The organism is Symbioplanes lichenis (genome assembly GCF_030709675.1).
Taxonomy (GTDB): Bacteria; Actinomycetota; Actinomycetes; order Mycobacteriales; family Micromonosporaceae; genus Actinoplanes; species Actinoplanes lichenis.
This window is the reverse complement of the sequence record NZ_JAUZQD010000005.1, coordinates 186,866-205,037: the sequence shown is the minus strand read 5'-3', so window position 1 is coordinate 205,037 and position 18,172 is coordinate 186,866. Positions and strand designations below refer to the sequence as shown.

Sequence of the window (18,172 nt, the reverse complement as noted above, 5' to 3'; positions counted from 1 at the left end):
GTAGGTCAGACGGCGCGGGCACCGGGCATGGGTCCACGTGCGGTCACCGCGGTCCGGCAGACCCCGGAGGCCGACAGCTCCTGCGCCAGCTTCTCGGCGTGCGCGCCGTCCCGGGCCAGGAAGACACACGTCGGCCCGGACCCCGACACGATCCCGGCGACCGCTCCGGCCGCCTGACCAGCCTTGAGTACGTCCGCCAGCCCCGGCCGCAACGACAGAGCCGCCGCCTGCAGATCGTTCCCCAGCACCGCCCCGAGCACCTCGGGCCTGCGCTGCCGCAGGGCCGTCATCAGCGCGTCGGCGCTCTCCAGCGGCGTGGGACCGTCGGGAGCAGCCCGCAGCCGGTCGAGCTCTCGATAGACCGCCGGCGTCGACAACCCGCCGTCCGCCAGCGCGACGACCCAGTGCCAGGTGACCGGCCGGGCCAGGATCGGGCTGACCGCCTCGCCGTGCCCGGTGCCGAGCGCGGTGCCCCCGTGCAGCAGGAAGGGCACGTCCGAGCCGAGCTCCGCCCCGATCTCCGCCAGCTCGTCCTTGCTGTAGCCGGTGCCCCACAGCAGGTCGCAGGCAATCAGCGTGGCGGCCGCGTCGGCACTCCCGCCGGCCAGCCCGCCCGCGAGCGGGATCGCCTTGCGCAGGTGCAGCCGCGCGTGGGCCGGCACCCGCGCCTTCCGCGCCAGCGCCCGCGCCGCCCGGATGATCAGATTGTCCTCACCCAGCTCCAGCTCCCCGGCGCCCTCACCCTCCATGGTGAGCGCCAGGGTGTCCCCGCGCCGGGCCGTCAGCTCGTCGAACAGGCTGATCGCGTGATAGACGGTGTTCAGCTCATGAAACCCGTCGGACCGCAGCGGCCCCACGCCCAGATGCAGATTGATCTTCGCCGGCACCCGCACCCGCACGGGCCCGGCGAACCGCCGCGGCTTGTCGTCGTCCGGCCCCCACGCCTCCGTCACGGAGCGATGTCCCGCACCGGCAGCCGCATCTCGAACGGCGCGCTCAACATCAGCACATCCTCCAGCTCTGCCTTTGCGACCTGAACGTAACCGCCGTCGACAAGGTCGTGGGCAAGCACCTGGAGGGGCTGCTGCTCGACCAGCCAGAAATGCGGAATGCCCACCGACGCGTAGTCAGCGGGCTTGCGGAGCCGATCACGCTCCTCAGTGCCGGGCGACACCACCTCAACCGCGATCTGGACCTGTTCCGGCCGCACGAAGTGATTGTCCTTCCCGACCGGCACCTGGAGCACCATCACGTCGGGCTCGAACGTGTCTCGGAGGCCGGCTGCCAATCCGATCCGCGTGACGGCGGTGAAGCCCTCCGGCGCATTGTGGCGGAAGAACAACCACAGCAGCGCGGCCGTCTGCTGATGGCCGGCATTCGGGCGCGGGAGCGGCGATGCGACACCATGCCGCAGCTCAACGCGGGGAGCGCTGTCCGGCAGCAGGAGGACATCATCGAGGAAGTAACTGCTGTCGCGTTGCCTGACAGGATCGGGCGCCCACGCGTAGGCGAGACCCGTCATGGGTTCACCTCCTCGTGCTGCCTGCCGGACGGGCTCAGCCTACCGCCGAGGCCACGCTCCGCGGCGGCAGCAGCGACGGCGGCGAATTGCTCCACGGTCAGGGACTCGCCGCGGGCCTGGGGGCTGATGCCCGCCGCCACCAGGATCTCCTCCGCCTGGGCGGCGCCACCGGCCCACCCGGCCAGTGCTGCCCGCAACGTCTTGCGCCGCTGGGCGAAGGCCGCGTCGACCACCTGGAAGACGGCGGCGCGCGGGACGTCGGCGACCGGATCCCGGCGGGTGAAGGCCACCAGACCGGAGTCGACGTTGGGGACGGGCCAGAACACCGCCGGGGGTACGCGTCCCGCGGCGCGCGCCTCGGAGTACCACGCGAGCTTCACCGACGGGACGCCGTAGACCTTGGAGCCGGGGCCGGCGACGAGCCGGTCGGCGACCTCCTTCTGCACCATGACCAGCCCGCCGCGCAGGGTCGGCAGGGTGGCCAGCAGGTGCAGCACCACGGGGACGGCCACGTTGTAGGGCAGGTTGGCCACGAGCATCGTCGGCGCCGGGGTGAACCGGTCCGCGGCGACCTTGAGGGCGTCGTCGAGGTGCACGGACAGCCGGGCCGGGTCAGCGCGCTCGGCGACCGTGCCGGGGAGCGCGGCGGCGAGCACCGGGTCGATCTCGACGGCGTGCACGTGGGCGGCGGCGCCGAGCAGTCCGAGGGTGAGCGAGCCGAGGCCCGGCCCGACCTCCAGCACCACGTCGTCGGCGCGCAGCCCGGCGGCCGCCACGATGCGCCGGATGGTGTTGGGGTCGTGCAGGAAGTTCTGGCCGAGCTTCTTCGTGGGCGCGACCCCGAGGCGGGCGGCCAGCTCCCGGATCTCCGCCGGGCCGAGCAGTGCGTCAGCCATGACGCCACAGCCTACGGCGCCCCCGGCGGGCCGGTCCGCGGAGGGGAAAAGCTCCGGAAAGCCCGGCCTGCGCACCTGGGACAGCAGGAGGTGGCGCGGGCAGGGTAGAACCGACCCATGACCGAGCTGCTCGAGCTCCGGGGTGTGGTCGAGGCATCGCCCGACGAGGTGGCCGCCGTGCTGCTCGACGCACGGCCGGGCGGCCGGTCGCCGATCGCGGCCACCGGCACGGCCCGGCCGCAGCGGGGGGACGAGTTCACCGTCACCCGCGACGGCAGCGTGCTGACCGTGACGATCGACCGGGCGGCCCGGTCGATCGCGCAGCAGGGCGAGTGGTGGTACCGCGGCGTGACCAGCGTCGAGCCCGAGGATCGCGGCTCGCTGGTCGTCCACCGCATCTTCAACGTGGCGTCGGGCAACCGCTGGGCGGTGCGCTTCGTGTCGCGGGGGCCGATCAACGCCGCCCCGACCACGTTCACCAAGCTGCTCAGCGGCCTGGGCGACCAGCTCGACTGCGCGGCCTATCTGCTCGCGCCGTGACCAGGGGCCGGAAGACACAGGTCAGGACCAGGGGCCGAAGACCCGCTCCCCGTTCGCGGAGACGGCCGCGCAGAGCTCGTCCAGGTCGCGCCCGGTCGTCGCGGCCAGCGCCCGCATGGTGACAGGGATCAGGTACGACGCGTTGGGCCGCCCCCGCAGCGGCGCCGGCGTCAGATAGGGCGCATCCGTCTCCACGAGCATCTGCGACGACGGCGTCAGGGCCGCGGCCTCGCGCAGGTTGCCCGCGCTGCCGAAGGTCACCGTGCCGGCGAACGACAGCCAGTAGCCCCGCCGTACGCACTCGGCCGCAAACTCGGCGTCGCCGGAGAAGCAGTGCAGGACGACGACGTCCGGGGCGCCCTCCTCGTCGAGAACCCGGAGGACATCCTGATGGGCGTCGCGGTCGTGGATGATGAGCGGCTTGCCGTACCGCTTGGCGATCGCGATGTGCGCCCGGAAGCTGCGCTCCTGGGCCGCGCGCCCGTCCTCGCCGGTCCGGAAGGTGTCCAGGCCCGTCTCCCCCAGCCCGCGCACCCTCGGCTCGGCGGCCAGGGCTTCGATCTCGCGCAAGGCTTCGTCGAGGTCGGCCAGGCGCGGCGCCTCGTTCGGGTGCAGAGCCACGGCCGCCAGTACGGCCGGATGCCGCGCGGCCAGGGCGGCGCCCCACCGCGACGAGGCGACGTCGACGCCCACCTGCACCAGACGGTCCACGCCGGACTTGGCGGCGGCGCTGATCAGAGCCTCGACCGGGTCGGACGCGTCACCGGGCACGCCGGCCTCGTGGATGGTGATGTCGAGATGGGTGTGGCTGTCGAAGACCGGCACGGCCAGCGGCTCGGGCGGGGGCGGGAACTCCCCCGATCGGCGGGCCGCCTTGGCCGCGCGCTTCGCGGAAGGCTGTTCGGTGGTCATCGCTCCAAGGATCACACATCACGAATTCCGCCCCGGCGATGTGAGTAACCTTCCGTTAACCAGCTACCACTACGTTGCCGCGTGTGACCGTGACCGGGGATGCCCAGGTGGACGTCGATCCACTGGAACCACCTCTGATGGCACCACTACGCCGCGACTTCTCCTGGGAACGGGTCCAGGAGCTGAGTCAGTCCGCCGGGCACCAGCAGGATCCGGTGCTGCAGGGAATCCGGGCCACCGCTGCCGTGCACCGCGGCACCCGCATGATGAAACTGCTCTCGGCCGCCCAGCTGGCCGGGCATCTGGCCGGCTGGCTGCCGTACGGCTTCTGTTATCGGGCCTGTGACATCGCGCACCTGCGGACGCCCGACGAGCTCGCCATCCTCCGCACCGACGGCGTGCCCGAGGGCGATTCCGTCGCCTACGCCCTGCGCTGGCGGGCCACCGACCCGAGCGACTTTGAGATCCCCATGGGCGCGACCCAGGCCGGCCTCGCCGCGATCCCCGCGCACTCCCGGGTCGGCTCGATGGTGCTCGGGACCGGCTTCACGCCCAGCAGCGACGACCTGATCCCGGAGTTCGTGACCGCGGGCTTCGCCGATCTGCCCACGCCGGCCAACGCGCAACTGGTCGCCTATCCGGGCACCGGCGACGAGGTGGTCCTCTACACCTATCAGCCGGAGCAGCACGGCTGGCTGCGGCTGGCCGGCCCGCGCTGGCGGCACCTGCTCGAGGGCATCCCGGGCGTCAGTCCCGACCGCGAGTACGTGCCCTGCACCGACGCCGGCTCGGCCCGCCTGATCGGCCGGATCAAGGAGCACGAGTACCAGGCGGTCGCCGACCCGCCGTCCGAGTTCCGCGTCCGGGCGCTGACCCGGGCCGCCCGCTATCCGGTGGAGACGCTGAGCCGCCGGGCCGAGCTGGCCCGCTGGCGCACTGTCCCGGCCTGGGTGCTGCAGCGCGACGACAACTGGGCGCGGCTCCGGCTGACCCACCCGGACGCGGACACGATCGCCGCGGTGGGTGCCCGCTGTTACGAACGCGGCGTGTACGAGGTGTGGGCCCCCGTGCGTGAGCTGGCCGACCACCACATCGCCGAGTTCGCGTACGCCATCTGACCCGGAACACGAAAAAGGCCCGGCGCTCGCCGGGCCTTCCTCGTGCCGCTCGTCCGTCAGGACTTGCTGATCTTGCCCTTCACGGACGACCACTTGCTCTGGTGGTCGGCCCAGTCCCAGGTGATGGCGTCGACGTAGATCGTGCCGCCCTTGGGCAGGCTGCTCAGCTTGACCGACCACTTGCCCTTGCTGGGCTTGATCGACAGGCCGGCGCAGTTGTTGTACTGCTCCTGCGTGTAGACCCGCTTCCACTTCTTCTGCGGGGTGTAGCAGTAGACCTTGCTGCCGACGATCCGGCTGACCCACACATAGACGTACGGGGTGCCGGAGCCCTTGTCGGCGACGGTGCCCTTGACGGTCCGCCACGCCTTGGCGCTGGTCGACTTGGCCGGCTTGGTGACCTTGACGGTCGGCTTCCACGAGTCGGTCTTGACGTTGATCTGCGTCACGTAGAGCGCCGACGACGCGCCGTACTTGTTGTAGAACGTGGCCCGGACGGTGACCTTGCCCTTGATCAGGCCGCCGTTGAGCCGGTGGTAGTAGTAGCCCGAGATCGTCTGGTTCTTCCCGGCGATCCAGCCCTTGTAGCCGTCGCCCCAGTCGAACCAGATCTTCTGGGTGCCGGCCGGCACGCCGGTCAGCTTGAAGCTGAGCTTCTGGCCCGGCCACACGTTGTACGCGCTCGGCTTCCAGGTGCCCGGCTTGGTGACCTTGACCGTCTTGCTGGTGTAGCTGGAGTTGCCGGCCTTGTCGGTGACCGTGAACTTGATCGTGTAGGTCTTCGCCACCGTGTACTGCTTGTTGATCGGCGCCTGGCCCGCCTTGAGCGTGCTCGTGGTGCCGTCACCCCAGCTGACGACGCGCTTGACGTCGGTCACCGGGTTGTTGTCCTTGATGGTGCCCTGGGTCAGCGTGACCCGCTGACCCATCCAGATGGCGCCGGTGTTCAGCGTGAACGAGCCGGTCGGCTTCTGGGTGTCCGGCGCGGGCGGCGGCGTGGTCGTCGGCGGCGTGCTCGGCTCCTCGGACGCCGGCGGCGTGGTGGAGTCGGTCGGCTCCGGCGTCGGCGAGGTGACGGAGGGCTCCGGCGACGCGGGCGTCGTCGTCTCGCCCGGCGCGGGCTCGCTCGGCACCGGGTCGGTCGGCGTCGGCTCCGGCGAGGTGGTGTCGGAGGGGTCCGGCGTCGGGCTCTCGGCGGGCGGCGGCGTCGGGCTGGCCGGGTCGCTCGGCGTGGGCTCGTCGGCGAGGATCGAAGCCACGTCGGTGGCCGAGTCCCGCTCGTCGGCGAAGGCCGGCGTGCCGACGGCGAGACCGCCGGCCAGCAGCGCGCCACTGACCACCACGGCCAGCAGCGGGCGCTTCAGTCGTGCGTTCAAGGAAACTCCTTCGTGAGGGGTGACCTTGGACGGTGGAAGCGCCTCAATCGGTCAGGACGGACGAAACGCGCCCGTACCGATGAAACGCAACCGTTCCCCCGTGGTCGGCGCTGAACGTACTAGATCCGAGCCACCCTCATCAATCCCGTTCCGCGGCGCCCACGACAAAGCCCGCCGGCGCCTTCCGGCACCAGCGGGCTGACGTGCGTAAATACGTGACCGCGGCGGGCTCGGCCCACAGCTTGGCCACAGAAACCAGCCGTTCGGCCGAGGCCAGACAACCGCGCGGAGGAGCGAGCCGAGGCCGCGCGATCGCGCGGAAGAGGGGATCAGGAGCCGAGCCGCTCCAGCTCCTCCTCGATCACCGACGGGTCCAGCTTGCGGAAGACCGGCTTCGGCGCGGCCAGCGGCGTCCCGGCCACCAGCGGCACCGACTCCCAGCGCGCGCCCCCGGCATAGTCGCCGGTCAGCACCGGATAGGCCGGCCCTCCGTCCAGGTCCTCGACCTCCTCGATGCGCGGCATCGGGGCGTGCACTCCGGTGCCGCCGAGCAGCTCGTGCACCTTCTGCGCGGAGTGCGGCAGGAACGGCGTCAGCAGCGTGTTGGCGTCCCGCACCACCTGCAGGGCGACGTGCAGGATCGTGCCCATGCGCGGCTTCGAGGCCTCGTCCTTGAGCTTCCACGGCGCCTGGTCGGACAGGTACTTGTTGGCCTCGGCGACCACACGCATGGCCTCGCCGATCGCGGCCTTCTGCCGGTGCTTGCCGATGAGGTCGCCGACCGTCGCGAAGCCCGCCCGGGCCACCTCGAGCAGCGCCCGGTCGTCGTCGGTCAGGTCGACGGCCTCGGGGATGGCGCCGAAGTTCTTCGCGGCCATCGAGATCGACCGGTTGACCAGGTTGCCCCAGCCGGCCACCAGCTCGTCGTTGTTGCGCCGGACGAACTCGGCCCAGGTGAAGTCGGTGTCGTTGGACTCCGGACCGGCCGCCGCGATGAAGTAGCGCAGGGCGTCGGCGTCGTAGCGCTCGAGGAAGTCGCGGACGTAGATGACGACCTTGCGCGACGAGGAGAACTTCTTGCCCTCCATCGTCAGGTACTCGCTGGAGACCACCTCGGTCGGCAGGTTGAGCTCGCCCAGCGACCCCGGCTTGCCGCCCTTGTCGCCCTCGCCCGAATAGCCGAGCAGCAGGGCCGGCCAGATCACCGAGTGGAAGACGATGTTGTCCTTGCCCATGAAGTAGTAGCCGAGCGACTCCGGCCGCTGCCACCACTGGCGCCACGCGTCGGGGTCGCCGGAGCGCCGGGCCCACTCGATCGACGCCGACAGGTAGCCGGTGACCGCGTCGAACCACACGTAGATGCGCTTGTCGTTGCGGTCCTGCCAGCCCTCGAGCGGGATGGGGATGCCCCACTCCAGGTCGCGGGTGATCGCCCGGGGCTGGAGGTCCTCGAGGAGGTTGCGCGAGAACTTGAGGACGTTGGGCCGCCAGCCCTGCCGCGTGTCGAGCCACCGGCCGAGCGCCTCGGCGAAGGCGGGCAGGTCGAGGAAGAAGTGCTCGGTCTCGACGAACTTCGGTGTCTCGCCGTTGATCCGCGACCTCGGGTTGATCAGTTGCTCGGGGTCGAGCTGGTTGCCGCAGTTGTCGCACTGGTCGCCGCGTGCGCTCGCGTAGCCGCAGATGGGGCACGTGCCCTCGATGTAGCGGTCGGGCAGCGTACGCCCGGTGGAGGGCGAGATCGCACCCAGCGTGGTCTTGGCGACGATGTAGCCGTTGTCGTGCAGGCCCTTGAAGAGCTCCTGCACCACCGCGTAGTGGTTGCGGGTGGTCGTGCGCGTGAAGAGGTCGTAGGAGAGCCCGAGCCCGTGCAGATCCTCGACGATCACGCGGTTGTAGCGGTCGGCGAGCTCGCGCGCGGTGACCCCCTCCGCGTCGGCCTGGACCTGGATCGGGGTGCCGTGCTCGTCGGTGCCCGAGACCATGAGCACGTCGTGACCCGCCATGCGCATGTACCGGCTGAAAACGTCGGAGGGCACCCCGAAGCCGGAGACATGACCGATGTGGCGCGGGCCGTTGGCATAGGGCCAGGCGACCGCGGCGAGAACGTGACTCATGGACAACAAGCGTAGTGACTCTCGCGAACCGCCGGGCGCTCACCCTTTTTGTCCGACACGCCGTTTATGTCCGTGGATGGTGGCGAGCCCCGTAGTCCAATGGACCACATGACGGGAGACGCGCCTCAACCTGGGGAAACGTCACGCAGCCACGGCAATCCGTGGACCTGGTCCGACCCGGCCACCGGCGCGTGGTGGCGCGGCGACAGCGGCCCGGCCACGCTCACGCCCCCGAAGCCGGCCGAGCACAGCGGTCCGGCCGGCGTGGCGCACGAGGCCGGCATGGAGGACACCGCGGCCGCCCTCACCGGCAAGCCCGCGGAACCCAAGCCGAAACGCGCCCCCCGGGTACGCCGGACCGACGGGCCCAGAGACGTCGAGCACCCGCACGACGAGGTCGGCGCCGAGCGCTTCAACCCGGGCGGGACGGCCACGGCCTACCAGCCCCGGAGCCGGCCCGAGCCGCCGGTCACCGATCAGCCCGAGCCCACGATCGTGGACCTGCTCGCCGCGCTCCCGGTCGAAGACGCGCGGCCGGCCGAGGGCGCCCGGCCGCCCCGGCCCGCGGACGTGACGATCGACGGCGACGCGGTGGACGTACAGGAGGTGATGGTCTTGCCCGAGCCCGACCGCAACCGGCCGACGGTGCCCCTGGACCGCGGCCCGGTGCCCGGCCAGGCCCCGCCGAGCCGTCCGCGTCCCGGCCGGGCCCGCGAGGACGCGGCCCGGGCGGACCAGGCCCTGCAGGAGCGGGTACGCGCCGAGCGCACCGCCGCCCTGCTGGAGACCTCCCCGTTCTGGCTCTCCGAGGAGGAACGGGCCAAGCGGGCCGCCACTACCACGCCGCAGGAACGGGCCGCCCCGCGTCCGCCACGGCGCAAGATCCGGGACCCGCGCCGGCCGGCCACCGGGCTCGTGGCCCTGCTCGCCCTCGCGCTGGTCGCGGCGTTCTTCTCCTGGGTCAGCGCCGAGCCGTTCTGGCTCGCGGTCGGTCACGGACGCACCGGTACGGCCACCGTGGCCCGATGCGTCGGCGAAGGCGTCTCCCAGCGGTGCGCCGGCACTTTCACGCCCGCGGGCAGCGCCACCGCCGTCGAGGGCGTCGCCCTGCTCGGCGTCGGGTCCGCTCAGCGCGCCGGGGGCACCGCGACGCCCGCGCGCATGGTGAGCACGTCGAGCCGGCAGGCGTACGTGGGCGACACCGGCCTGCTCATGCACCTGCGCTGGACGCTGGGCTTCCTGCTGGTGCTGCTCTGCGGTCTCGGCATCGCGCTGCTCACCGGGACGGGCCGCCTGGAGACCGCCCGGGCCCGGCGCAACGCGCTGCTCATGAGCCTGGCCGGCCCGTTGCTGCTGCTCGGCGGGTTCCTTTTCGTGACCTACTGAGCCGCGTCGGCCTACCGGGCGTGGACCAGCTCGTAGACCTCGCGCTTGCGGAGCCCGTACGCGTCGGCGACGGCCTGGATCGCGTCCCGGCGGGAGACGCCGGCGGCCTCGCGCTCCGCCACGGCCGCGCGCAGCTCCTCGTCGGCCGGCCGCTCGGCCGGACCGGCGGGCGCACCCGCCACCACGACGGTGATCTCCCCGCGCGGCTCGCTCTCGGCGGCCCACGCCGCCAGCTCACCGAGGGGCCCGCGGCGGATCTCCTCGTACGTCTTCGTCAGCTCGCGGCACACGGCGGCCTCCCGCTCCGCGCCGAAGACCGCGCCGGCGTCCTGCAGCATGCCGGTGATCCGGTGCGGCGCCTCGAAGAACACCAGCGTGCGCGGCTCCTTGGCCAGCTCACGGAGCCGGGAGCGGCGGCCGGACCCGCTGCGCGGCAGGAAGCCCTCGAAGCAGAAGCGGTCGCTGGGCAGCCCGGACAGGGCCAGCGCCGTGGTCACCGCGCTCGGGCCGGGCGCGGCGGACACCGGGAAGCCGGCGTCCAGCGCGGCGCGGACCAGCCGGTAGCCCGGGTCGGACACGCTGGGCATGCCGCCGTCCGTGACCACCGCGACGACCGCGCCCTCGCGCAGCGCCTGGACGAGGTCGGGCGTGCGGCGCTCCTCGTTGCCCTCGAAGTAGGAGACGATCCGCCCGGCCACGGTGATGTCCAGATCCTTCGTGAGCCGGGCCAGCCGACGGGTGTCCTCGGCCGCCACGACGTCGGCGGACGCGAGGATCTCGCGCATCCGCGCCGACGCGTCGCCGATGTTGCCCAGCGGGGCTCCGACCAGTACGACTCGTCCCGGCTCACCATGGTCCACGCCCTGAGTCCATCACACCGCGCGGCGTGGACGTGCCGGGCGGTGCGATGGACGGGCCGCCTACGATCGCGGGGTGACTTCGGCGACAGCGGAGACTGACACCCCGGGCCCGCCCGCGGACGAGAGCCCGGACGCGACGGCGGCCACGGGCGTGCGCGGCGTGCCCGAGGCCGTGCGCCGGCGGCTGACCACGCTCGACAACTGGCTGAACCCCTACTCGTGGCTCGTCACGGGCGTGATCGTGGCGATCGCCACGGTGCTGCGGCTCGTCGGCATCACTCACCCCAAGGGGTACATCTTCGACGAGGTGTACTACCCGACCGACGCCTGGGACATGCTGCAGCACGGCGTCGAGTGGGACGAGAAGGTCAACGGCCCGGCCTACGTCGTGCATCCGCCGCTGGGCAAGTGGCTCATCGCGTTCGGCGAGAAGGCGTTCGGCAACAACGAGCTCGGCTGGCGCTTCCCGGCCGCGATCGCCGGCGTACTCATGATCCTGATCCTGATCCGGGTCGCCTACCGGATGTTCCGCTCGATCGTCCTGGCCGGCGCCGCGGGCCTGCTCATGACCCTCGACGGCTTCCAGTTCGTGCTGTCGCGCACCTCGCTGCTCGACATCTTCCTCGGCCTGTTCATCCTGATGACCTTCGCCGCGATGGTCCTCGACCGCGACCACTACCGCCGCCGGCTGTTGCGCGCGCTCGACGAGGGCTGGAGCCCGGAGCACAAGCGCCCGCTGGTCGTGCCGTGGTGGCTGCTCGTCTCCGGCGTCACCTTCGGCCTGGCCTGCGGCGTGAAGTGGAGTGCACTGTTCTTCGCGCCCTTCTTCGCCGCGCTCGTGGTCGTCTGGCGCATGCAGGCCCGCCGCTCCGCCGGGGTCCGCCGCTGGGCCCGCTCCGGGCTGCTCGGCGACCTCGGCTGGCTGATTCTCAGCTTCGCGCTCACCGTGCTCACCTACCTGGCCACGTGGACGGGCTGGTTCGTCACGAACGACGGCTACTTCCGGCACTACCGCGAGGCCAACGGCATGAGCGAGCCGCCGATCGTCGGCGCCCTGCTCAACCTGATCCACTACCACCACGAGGCGTACACCTTCCACAGCGGCCTGACCGACCGCCACGTCTACCAGTCATGGCCGTGGCAATGGCTGCTGCTGGGCCGCCCCGTCGCCTTCTCCTGGAGCAACAGCGGCAACTGCGGCTCGTCCAGCTGCGCCGCCGAGGTGCTGCTGCTCGGCACTCCCCTGCTGTGGTGGTCGTTCCTGCCCGCGCTCGCCGCGCTGGTCTGGTTCGGCATCGCCCGCCGCGACTGGCGCGCCCTCGCCATCGGTACGGGCGTCATGGCCGGCCTGCTCCCGTGGTTCTACTTCGCCGTCGCCGACGGGCGCACGATGTTCTCCTTCTACGCCCTGCCCGCCCTGCCCTTCCTGATCCTCGCCGTCGTCTACGTCCTCGGCGCCATCATGACGCCCCCGGGCGGCACGGCGGCCGGAGCGGCCCGCAGCGACCGCCAGATGATCGGCTCGATCGTCGCCGGGGTCTACCTGCTGCTGGTCGCACTCTGCTTCGCCTACTTCTATCCCATCTTCGTGGGGCAGCTGATCCCCTACGACGACTGGTCGTCCCGGATGTGGCTGGGCGGCCGCTGGATCTGACCGGCCGGCCGCATCACGACAGCTCGGATCCTCGGGAGAAAGCAGCGCCGGAGCGGCATCGGCCTGTGGTCCGGCCCCGCGCCGCCCGTCCCCCGCGGACCCGGCAACCGCCGTCGCCGGGGTCGCCGTCGGCTTGGTGAGCCGGGAGGCGAGGCGCGAGCGCTCGGTGGGGGCGGACCAGAATGCCGGTAAAGTGCGGGATCGTCCGGCCGGAGAAATAGGCAACGCCCCGATCGCCTGCCACGGGGGAAGCGGGCGATAGGGGCGCGCACCTCGAAGCTTAACGAGCGTCCTGGGCGGACACAACAAGTGGACTTACTCAGTTGTCGATACTTCACCTGGTCACGCACCCTGAGCGACGGTGCGGCCACGGCGTGCGAGACACGGGTCAATCCGGACAAAAGCCCTCGAAGGCCATAATAAGCATTGTGAAATTGATTCGCGGAATGGTTGCGGGGCAGTCGGGGATATGACAGCAACTTTCTGGCCCCGAAAGCGTAACCTCTGACCGGGCGGGCCATTCTTCCCTGCTCAGGGCGAGCCGCCCGGATGATGGATCACAGGGCGATGATCAGGTCAAACCCGGGACGTCACCGTTTCGGTCGAAGTCACCCCGCATTTTGGTCGTCATCCTTTCCGGTGACGCCAATCATGATCTCAATAGATGTTTCTAAGCTCGCCGCGTGACATTGCAGGAGCATGGAAAAGCGCCCTCCGACGCCGACGGCCCCGACACCACCGAGGTGATCGTCGTCGCTCAGCCCTCGCCGGTGTTCGTGGACTCGACCGGCCGTCGTCGGCGGCTGCTGCGCCGGGCCGCGTACGGCTTCGGTGCCCTCTGCATGGTCTACGGGGGACTGATCAGCGTCAGCCTGGCCGGCGGTCCGGTCAGCTCGAACGTCGTGCTGCCCCTCCCGGACCTCGTGCGCGGCGGCGACAAGACCGTCGTGGCCAAGCCGACGCCGACCCCGGCCCCGGTCAGCGCGACGCCGAGCGCCCGGCCGGTGCTGGAGTCGTTCCCGCAGCGGGCGGCGCCGGCCGTGCGGGACACGGCGGGGTCGCGTCCGAGCTCCCGCAGTGCCTCCGCGGCACCGCGCCGGACCACCGCGGCCGTTCCGACGCCGCGGCCGACGACGAAGGCGCCCACGCCGACGCCGAGCGCGCGGCCGATCGAGTCGAGCACGACCAAGCCGCCCGTCTCGTCGTCGCCGAGCACGTCGACGCCGCCGGCCTCGCAGCCGCCCGTCGTCGTGCCCCCGGCCCCGCCGGGCGGCGGTGACACAGGCGGCGAAACAAGCGGCGGCGGTGGCGGCGGAGGCGACACCAGCGGCGGCGACACCAGCGGCGGCGGCGGAGGCGACACCAGCGGCGGCGCTGACACCAGCGGTAGCGACGACACGAGCGGCGGTGGCGGCGGCTCCGGCTCGGTCGACATCCCGCCCGCGCCCGCCCCGCCGAAGGACACCGACAGCAGCGACGACGGTGCCGGCAGCGGAGACGACAGCGGCAACGCGGACGACAGCAGCAGCGGAGACGACGGCGGCAACGCGGACGACAGCGGCAGCGGAGACGAGGACAGCGACTCCGCCCTGATCGACATCGACATCGAGGTCGCCCTGTGACGACCCGGCGCAACCGCAACCGCAGCCGGTCCCGCCGCCGCGTCCTGCCCCAGCCCCGCGTCATGCTCGGCGTCCTGCTGCTGGTGCTCTTCGTCGGCGTGCTGGTCGTGCAGGCGTACATCAACGCGGAGTTCAAGGGCGACCACAAGGACTCCGAGGTCGGCGATCAGGCCGGCGTGCCCAAGGCGATCCGCGAGGGCGGCCCGATCATCAACACCACGGGCGGCCAGGCGAGCTCGAGCCGGCTGCCCGACAAGACGATCGCGCTGACCTTCGACGACGGCCCCGATCCGGTGTGGACGCCGAAGGTGCTCGAGGTGCTGCGGGAGTTCGACGCGCACGGGACCTTCTTCGTCGTCGGTTCCGAGGTGGCCCGGCACCCCGAGCTCACCAAGCGGATCACCGACGAGGGCAACGAGCTGGGGCTGCACACGTTCACGCACCCCAACCTGCAGCGCATCGCCCCGTGGCGGCGCAGCCTCGAGCTGTCGCAGACGCAGGTGGCCATCGCGCGGGCGGCGAACGTACGGACCAATCTGGCCCGCTTCCCGTACTCGTCCAAGCCGGACGCCATCGACGACGTCAACTGGCAGATCGTCAAGGCCGCCGGCCGCGACGGCTATCTCGTCGTCGTCAACGACACGGACAGCGAGGACTGGCAGCGCCCGGGCGTCGACCGGATCATCGCCAACGCGACGCCACGGGGCGACGCCGGCGCGGTCACGCTCTTCCACGACGCCGGTGGCGAGCGCGCGCAGACCGTCGCGGCGCTGCGGAAGTTCATTCCGATGATGCAGGCGCGGGGCTGGCGCTTCACCACGGTCACCGAGGGCATGAACCTCGGCATCGAACAGCAGGCCAAGCAGGCCCGCGTGCCCCTGCTGGCCGAGAACCCGGCGGCGGAGGGCACCGACCGCTGGCGGGGCACGGCACTGATCTGGACCGTACGCCTGGCCGACGGCATGGTGTGGCTGATCGCGGGCCTGTTCCTGGTCGTGGGGCTGCTGACGATCGGTCGTACGGCGCTGTTGCTGGCGCTCGCCACCCGGCACGCCCGGCAGCGCCGCAAGAAGACCTTCAGCTGGGGCCCGCCCGTCAGCGAGCCGGTCTCCGTCATCGTGCCCGCCTACAACGAGAAGGAGGGCATCGAGGCCGCGGTCCGCTCGCTGGCCGGCGGCGACTACCCGGACATCGAGGTGGTCGTCGTGGACGACGGCTCGACCGACGGCACGGCCGCGATCGTGGAGCGGATGCACCTGCCGAACGTACGGGTGATCCGGGTCCCCAACGGCGGCAAGCCGAACGCCCTCAACACCGGCGTCGCCCTGGCCCGGCACGACCTCATCGTCATGGTGGACGGCGACACGATCTTCGAGCCGGACTCGATCCGGATGCTCGTGCAGCCCTTCGCCGACCCGTCCGTCGGCGCGGTCGCCGGCAACGTCAAGGTCGGCAACCGCGACAAGATGGTCGCCGGCTGGCAGCACATCGAGTACGTGATCGGCTTCAACCTCGACCGCCGGCTCTACGAGGTGCTCAACTGCATGCCGACCGTGCCCGGGGCGATCGGCGCGTTCCGGCGCGAGGCCCTGGCCGGGGTCGGCGGCGTCAGCGACGAGACGCTCGCCGAGGACACCGACGTGACCATGGCGATGTGCCGGCAGGGCTGGCGGGTCGTCTACGAGGAGCGGGCCAAGGCGTGGACCGAGGCGCCGGCGACGCTGGAGCAGCTCTACCGCCAGCGCTACCGGTGGAGCTACGGCACCATGCAGGCGATGTGGAAGCACCGGCACGCGCTGCGCGACTCCGGGCCGTCCGGCCGGTTCGGGCGCGTGGGACTGCCGTTCCTCGCCCTCTTCGGGGTGGCGCTGCCGATGCTGGCGCCGGTCGTCGACATCATGCTGCTCTACGGCATCGTCTTCTGGGAGCTCAGCGCGACTCTCCAGGCGTGGCTGGCCATGCTCGCCCTGCAGCTGTTCACCGCCGCCGTGGCGTTCCGCTTCGACCGCGAGTCGATGGTGCCGCTGTGGCGACTCCCGCTGCAGCAGTTCGCGTACCGGCAATTGATGTATCTGGTCTTGATCCAGTCGGCGGTGACCGCACTCACCGGTGGCCGGCTGCGCTGGCACAAGCTGCACCGCGTGGGCCTCAACGGCGTGCGCTCGGCCCCGGTCGTGGAGAGCCCGCGACCGGTGCTGCCGCAGCAGTCCGTCGCGCCGCCGATCGACACGTGGCCGCCGAGCCGCGACCAGATGAGCGCGACCGCGGTGTTCCCGCCGACGGGCCGGGCCACGGCGCGGCCACCGGTCCCGATCCAGTACGAGGGTCACGACAGCTACCCCCAGGCCGGCTCGCCCCCGGCCGGGGAGTCCGGTCCCGCGTACACGCGCGGGGCCTGACCAGGGGGCCCGTCCCGCCCGATCTGCAGCCGGGCGCGGGCGGGCCCCTTCGGTCACACGCCCACCAGCTCCAGCTCGTTCTCCGCGAACGGGAACACGACGTGCAGCGACGTGCCGTCACCGGGCCGGTCGGAGAGGGCCACCGTGGCGTGGTGCGCGTCGAGGATCCGCTTGGCCACCGCCAGGCCCCGGTCGGGCCCCGGCACGACGGCCGGGTTGGCGATGGCGCCGTAGTAGAGATGCGGGAACAGGTCGGGCCGCAGGCCGTCGGGCATGTCCATGTCGTCCAGCCGCACGGTCGGCCCCGACTCGATCTCGGTGCCGACGCGCACCCGGCCACCCTCGGGGGTGTACTTCACGGCCGCGAAGAGCAGCTGCATGAGGACCTGCTCCAGGCGTACGGGATCGGCGATGATCGGCAGCGCCGGCCCGTCGGCGTGGTTGAGGATCCAGATGTGCTTGGTGGCGGCGATCGGCCGCACCGACTCGACCGCCCGCTGCGTCAGCTTGGTGAGGTCGATCTGCCGCATGTGCAGGCTGTCGGAGCCGTGGCCCGCGTCGGCGAGCGACTGCAGGTGGTCGAGCAGATCGGTCAGCCCGCGCACGTGCGCGGCCGTCGCGCGGCCGACCAGATCGGCCAGCGCGAGGTCGTGGGTGCCGGTCTCCCCGAGTTCCTGCAGGTACGTCCGCATGAGCTTGAGCGGCGCCCGCAACTTCCCGCCCACGAGGCCGGCCAGGTCGTCCTTGCGGCGTTCCAGCTCCTGCAGCCGGGCCGTGGTGTTGGCCAGCGCGACGGCGTAGCGCCGGAGCTCGAGCTGGGACGTCACCTGCCGCGCCAGGGCCCGCAACGCCTGCAGCTGCTCGACGTCGAGCCGGCGCGGCGCGGAATCGACGACGCAGAGCGAGCCCAGCGCGAACCCGTCCGTGGTGATCAGCGGCGCCCCGGCGTAGAAGCGGATGCCGGTCTCGCCGGACACCAGAGGGTTCCCGGCGAAGCGGGTGTCCTGGGTGGCGTCCGGCACGACCAGGAGGTCCTTGCCGAGGATGGCGTGCGAGCAGAACGAGATGTCCCGCGACGTCTCGGTCAGGTCCGTGCCCCGCCGCGCCTTGAACCACTGTCGGTCGGCGTCGACCAGGCTGACCAGCGACATCGGGACACCGCACACGGCCGAGGCCAGCGCGACGATGTCGTCGAAGTCCTTCTCCGGGGCGGTGTCGAGGATGTCGAGCTCGTAGAGCGCGGCGAGCCGGTCGGTCTCGTTCGCGGGCAGGGGTGCGGGCATGGCGGCCACCTCTCCGAAGGTTGACTTCAGAGATACCACCCGAAAGTAGCTATGCTGGCATTTCAGACAGGACGCTGGCAGACGGCCTCGATGTTGTTGCCGTCGGCGTCGAAGGCGTAGGCCGCGTAATAGTTCTCGTGGTAATGCGCCCGCAGCCCCGGCGGCCCGTTGTCCACCCCGCCGGCGTGCAGCGCGGCCGCGTGGAACGCGTCGACGGCGGCCCGGTCCGGCGCGGTGAAGGCCACGTGCACCCGGTGGGTGGCCTCCCGCACGGCGAGCCAGAAGAAGGGGCGCCCGCTGTCGTCGCCGAAGCCGATCAGCTCGGGCTCCTCGGCGATCACCTTCACACCCAGCGGGCGCAGCGCGTGCTCGTAGAAATGCCGGCTCTCGTCGAGGTGGTGCACCCCGAGGATCACATGGTCGAGCATCGTCGTCCCCTTCCCACTGGCGGACATCGACCGTACAGCGGGGGAAGGGGTTGATTGATGAT

15 protein-coding genes are annotated in these 18,172 nt (G+C 71.6%); 6 read left to right on the top strand and 9 right to left on the bottom strand.

Annotated features, from left to right (window positions below; translation table 11 throughout):
* Window positions 1-5: 5 nt before the first annotated feature.
* Genes RAN62_RS13840 through rsmA form a run of 3 tightly spaced genes read right to left on the bottom strand, consistent with a single transcriptional unit; the run spans window position 6 to window position 2,418 of the window.
* Window positions 6-953, bottom strand: coding sequence for a 4-(cytidine 5'-diphospho)-2-C-methyl-D-erythritol kinase (locus tag RAN62_RS13840; RefSeq protein WP_305784997.1), 948 nt, complete (start codon window positions 951-953; stop codon window positions 6-8).
* Complete coding sequence (locus RAN62_RS13835) at window positions 950-1,522, bottom strand: Uma2 family endonuclease (protein WP_305784996.1); 573 nt, start codon at window positions 1,520-1,522, stop codon at window positions 950-952. Before RAN62_RS13835 ends, RAN62_RS13840 begins: the two co-directional genes overlap by 4 nt.
* Window positions 1,519-2,418, bottom strand: coding sequence for a 16S rRNA (adenine(1518)-N(6)/adenine(1519)-N(6))-dimethyltransferase RsmA (gene rsmA / locus RAN62_RS13830; RefSeq protein WP_305784995.1), 900 nt, complete (start codon window positions 2,416-2,418; stop codon window positions 1,519-1,521). The genes RAN62_RS13835 and rsmA overlap by 4 nt, the downstream gene beginning before the upstream one ends.
* A gap of 117 nt (window positions 2,419-2,535) precedes the next feature.
* On the opposite strand from rsmA, the gene RAN62_RS13825 reads away from it, so the two are divergent.
* The gene (locus RAN62_RS13825) at window positions 2,536-2,958 is read left to right on the top strand and encodes a hypothetical protein (RefSeq protein ID WP_305784994.1); all 423 of its coding nucleotides are present in this window, start codon (window positions 2,536-2,538) and stop codon (window positions 2,956-2,958) included.
* A gap of 21 nt (window positions 2,959-2,979) precedes the next feature.
* Here RAN62_RS13825 and RAN62_RS13820 read toward each other — a convergent pair whose 3' ends face one another.
* Complete coding sequence (locus RAN62_RS13820) at window positions 2,980-3,870, bottom strand: TatD family hydrolase (RefSeq protein WP_305784993.1); 891 nt, start codon at window positions 3,868-3,870, stop codon at window positions 2,980-2,982.
* An 83-nt stretch (window positions 3,871-3,953) separates the two neighbouring features.
* Between RAN62_RS13820 and RAN62_RS13815 the strand changes: the two genes are divergently transcribed.
* Window positions 3,954-4,988 (top strand): hypothetical protein, encoded by a 1,035-nt coding sequence (locus RAN62_RS13815; protein ID WP_305784992.1) that lies wholly within the window; start codon window positions 3,954-3,956, stop codon window positions 4,986-4,988.
* Window positions 4,989-5,044: 56 nt separating this feature from the next.
* On the opposite strand, the gene RAN62_RS13810 is transcribed toward RAN62_RS13815, so the two are convergent.
* Together RAN62_RS13810 and metG are read right to left on the bottom strand one after the other, a co-directional pair.
* Window positions 5,045-6,364 carry a hypothetical protein gene (locus RAN62_RS13810; RefSeq protein WP_305784991.1) on the bottom strand — a complete coding sequence of 440 codons (1,320 nt, stop codon included), beginning with the start codon at window positions 6,362-6,364 and terminating at the stop codon, window positions 5,045-5,047.
* A gap of 329 nt (window positions 6,365-6,693) precedes the next feature.
* Window positions 6,694-8,478: a methionine--tRNA ligase gene (gene metG / locus RAN62_RS13805; RefSeq protein ID WP_305784990.1), complete on the bottom strand. Its 1,785-nt coding sequence runs from the start codon at window positions 8,476-8,478 to the stop codon at window positions 6,694-6,696.
* A gap of 108 nt (window positions 8,479-8,586) precedes the next feature.
* Between metG and RAN62_RS13800 the strand changes: the two genes are divergently transcribed.
* Entirely contained in the window at window positions 8,587-9,864 is a 1,278-nt protein-coding gene (locus RAN62_RS13800) for a hypothetical protein (protein ID WP_305784989.1), read from the top strand.
* A gap of 11 nt (window positions 9,865-9,875) precedes the next feature.
* Here the strand turns inward: RAN62_RS13800 and rsmI are convergent, their stop codons facing one another.
* Window positions 9,876-10,724, bottom strand: coding sequence for a 16S rRNA (cytidine(1402)-2'-O)-methyltransferase (gene rsmI, locus RAN62_RS13795; RefSeq protein ID WP_305784988.1), 849 nt, complete (start codon window positions 10,722-10,724; stop codon window positions 9,876-9,878).
* 73 nt (window positions 10,725-10,797) lie between these two features.
* Here rsmI and RAN62_RS13790 point away from each other — a divergent pair, with 73 nt between their 5' ends.
* The 3 genes from RAN62_RS13790 to RAN62_RS13780 all read left to right on the top strand — a co-directional run bounded on the left by RAN62_RS13790 (window position 10,798) and on the right by RAN62_RS13780 (window position 16,399).
* On the top strand, window positions 10,798-12,378 hold the full coding sequence (locus RAN62_RS13790; RefSeq protein WP_305784987.1) for a dolichyl-phosphate-mannose--protein mannosyltransferase: 1,581 nt from the start codon (window positions 10,798-10,800) through the stop codon (window positions 12,376-12,378).
* Window positions 12,379-13,061: 683 nt separating this feature from the next.
* The gene (locus RAN62_RS13785; protein WP_305784986.1) at window positions 13,062-14,000 is read left to right on the top strand and encodes a hypothetical protein; all 939 of its coding nucleotides are present in this window, start codon (window positions 13,062-13,064) and stop codon (window positions 13,998-14,000) included.
* Window positions 13,997-16,399, top strand: coding sequence for a bifunctional polysaccharide deacetylase/glycosyltransferase family 2 protein (locus RAN62_RS13780; RefSeq protein ID WP_498371878.1), 2,403 nt, complete (start codon window positions 13,997-13,999; stop codon window positions 16,397-16,399). The genes RAN62_RS13785 and RAN62_RS13780 overlap by 4 nt, the downstream gene beginning before the upstream one ends.
* Before the next feature lie 53 nt (window positions 16,400-16,452).
* Here RAN62_RS13780 and RAN62_RS13775 read toward each other — a convergent pair whose 3' ends face one another.
* Window positions 16,453-17,682, bottom strand: a complete 1,230-nt coding sequence (locus RAN62_RS13775) for a GAF domain-containing sensor histidine kinase (protein ID WP_305784985.1) — start codon at window positions 17,680-17,682, stop codon at window positions 16,453-16,455.
* Between the two features lie 62 nt (window positions 17,683-17,744).
* Entirely contained in the window at window positions 17,745-18,110 is a 366-nt protein-coding gene (locus RAN62_RS13770; protein ID WP_305784984.1) for a VOC family protein, read from the bottom strand.
* Window positions 18,111-18,172 lie beyond the last annotated feature (62 nt).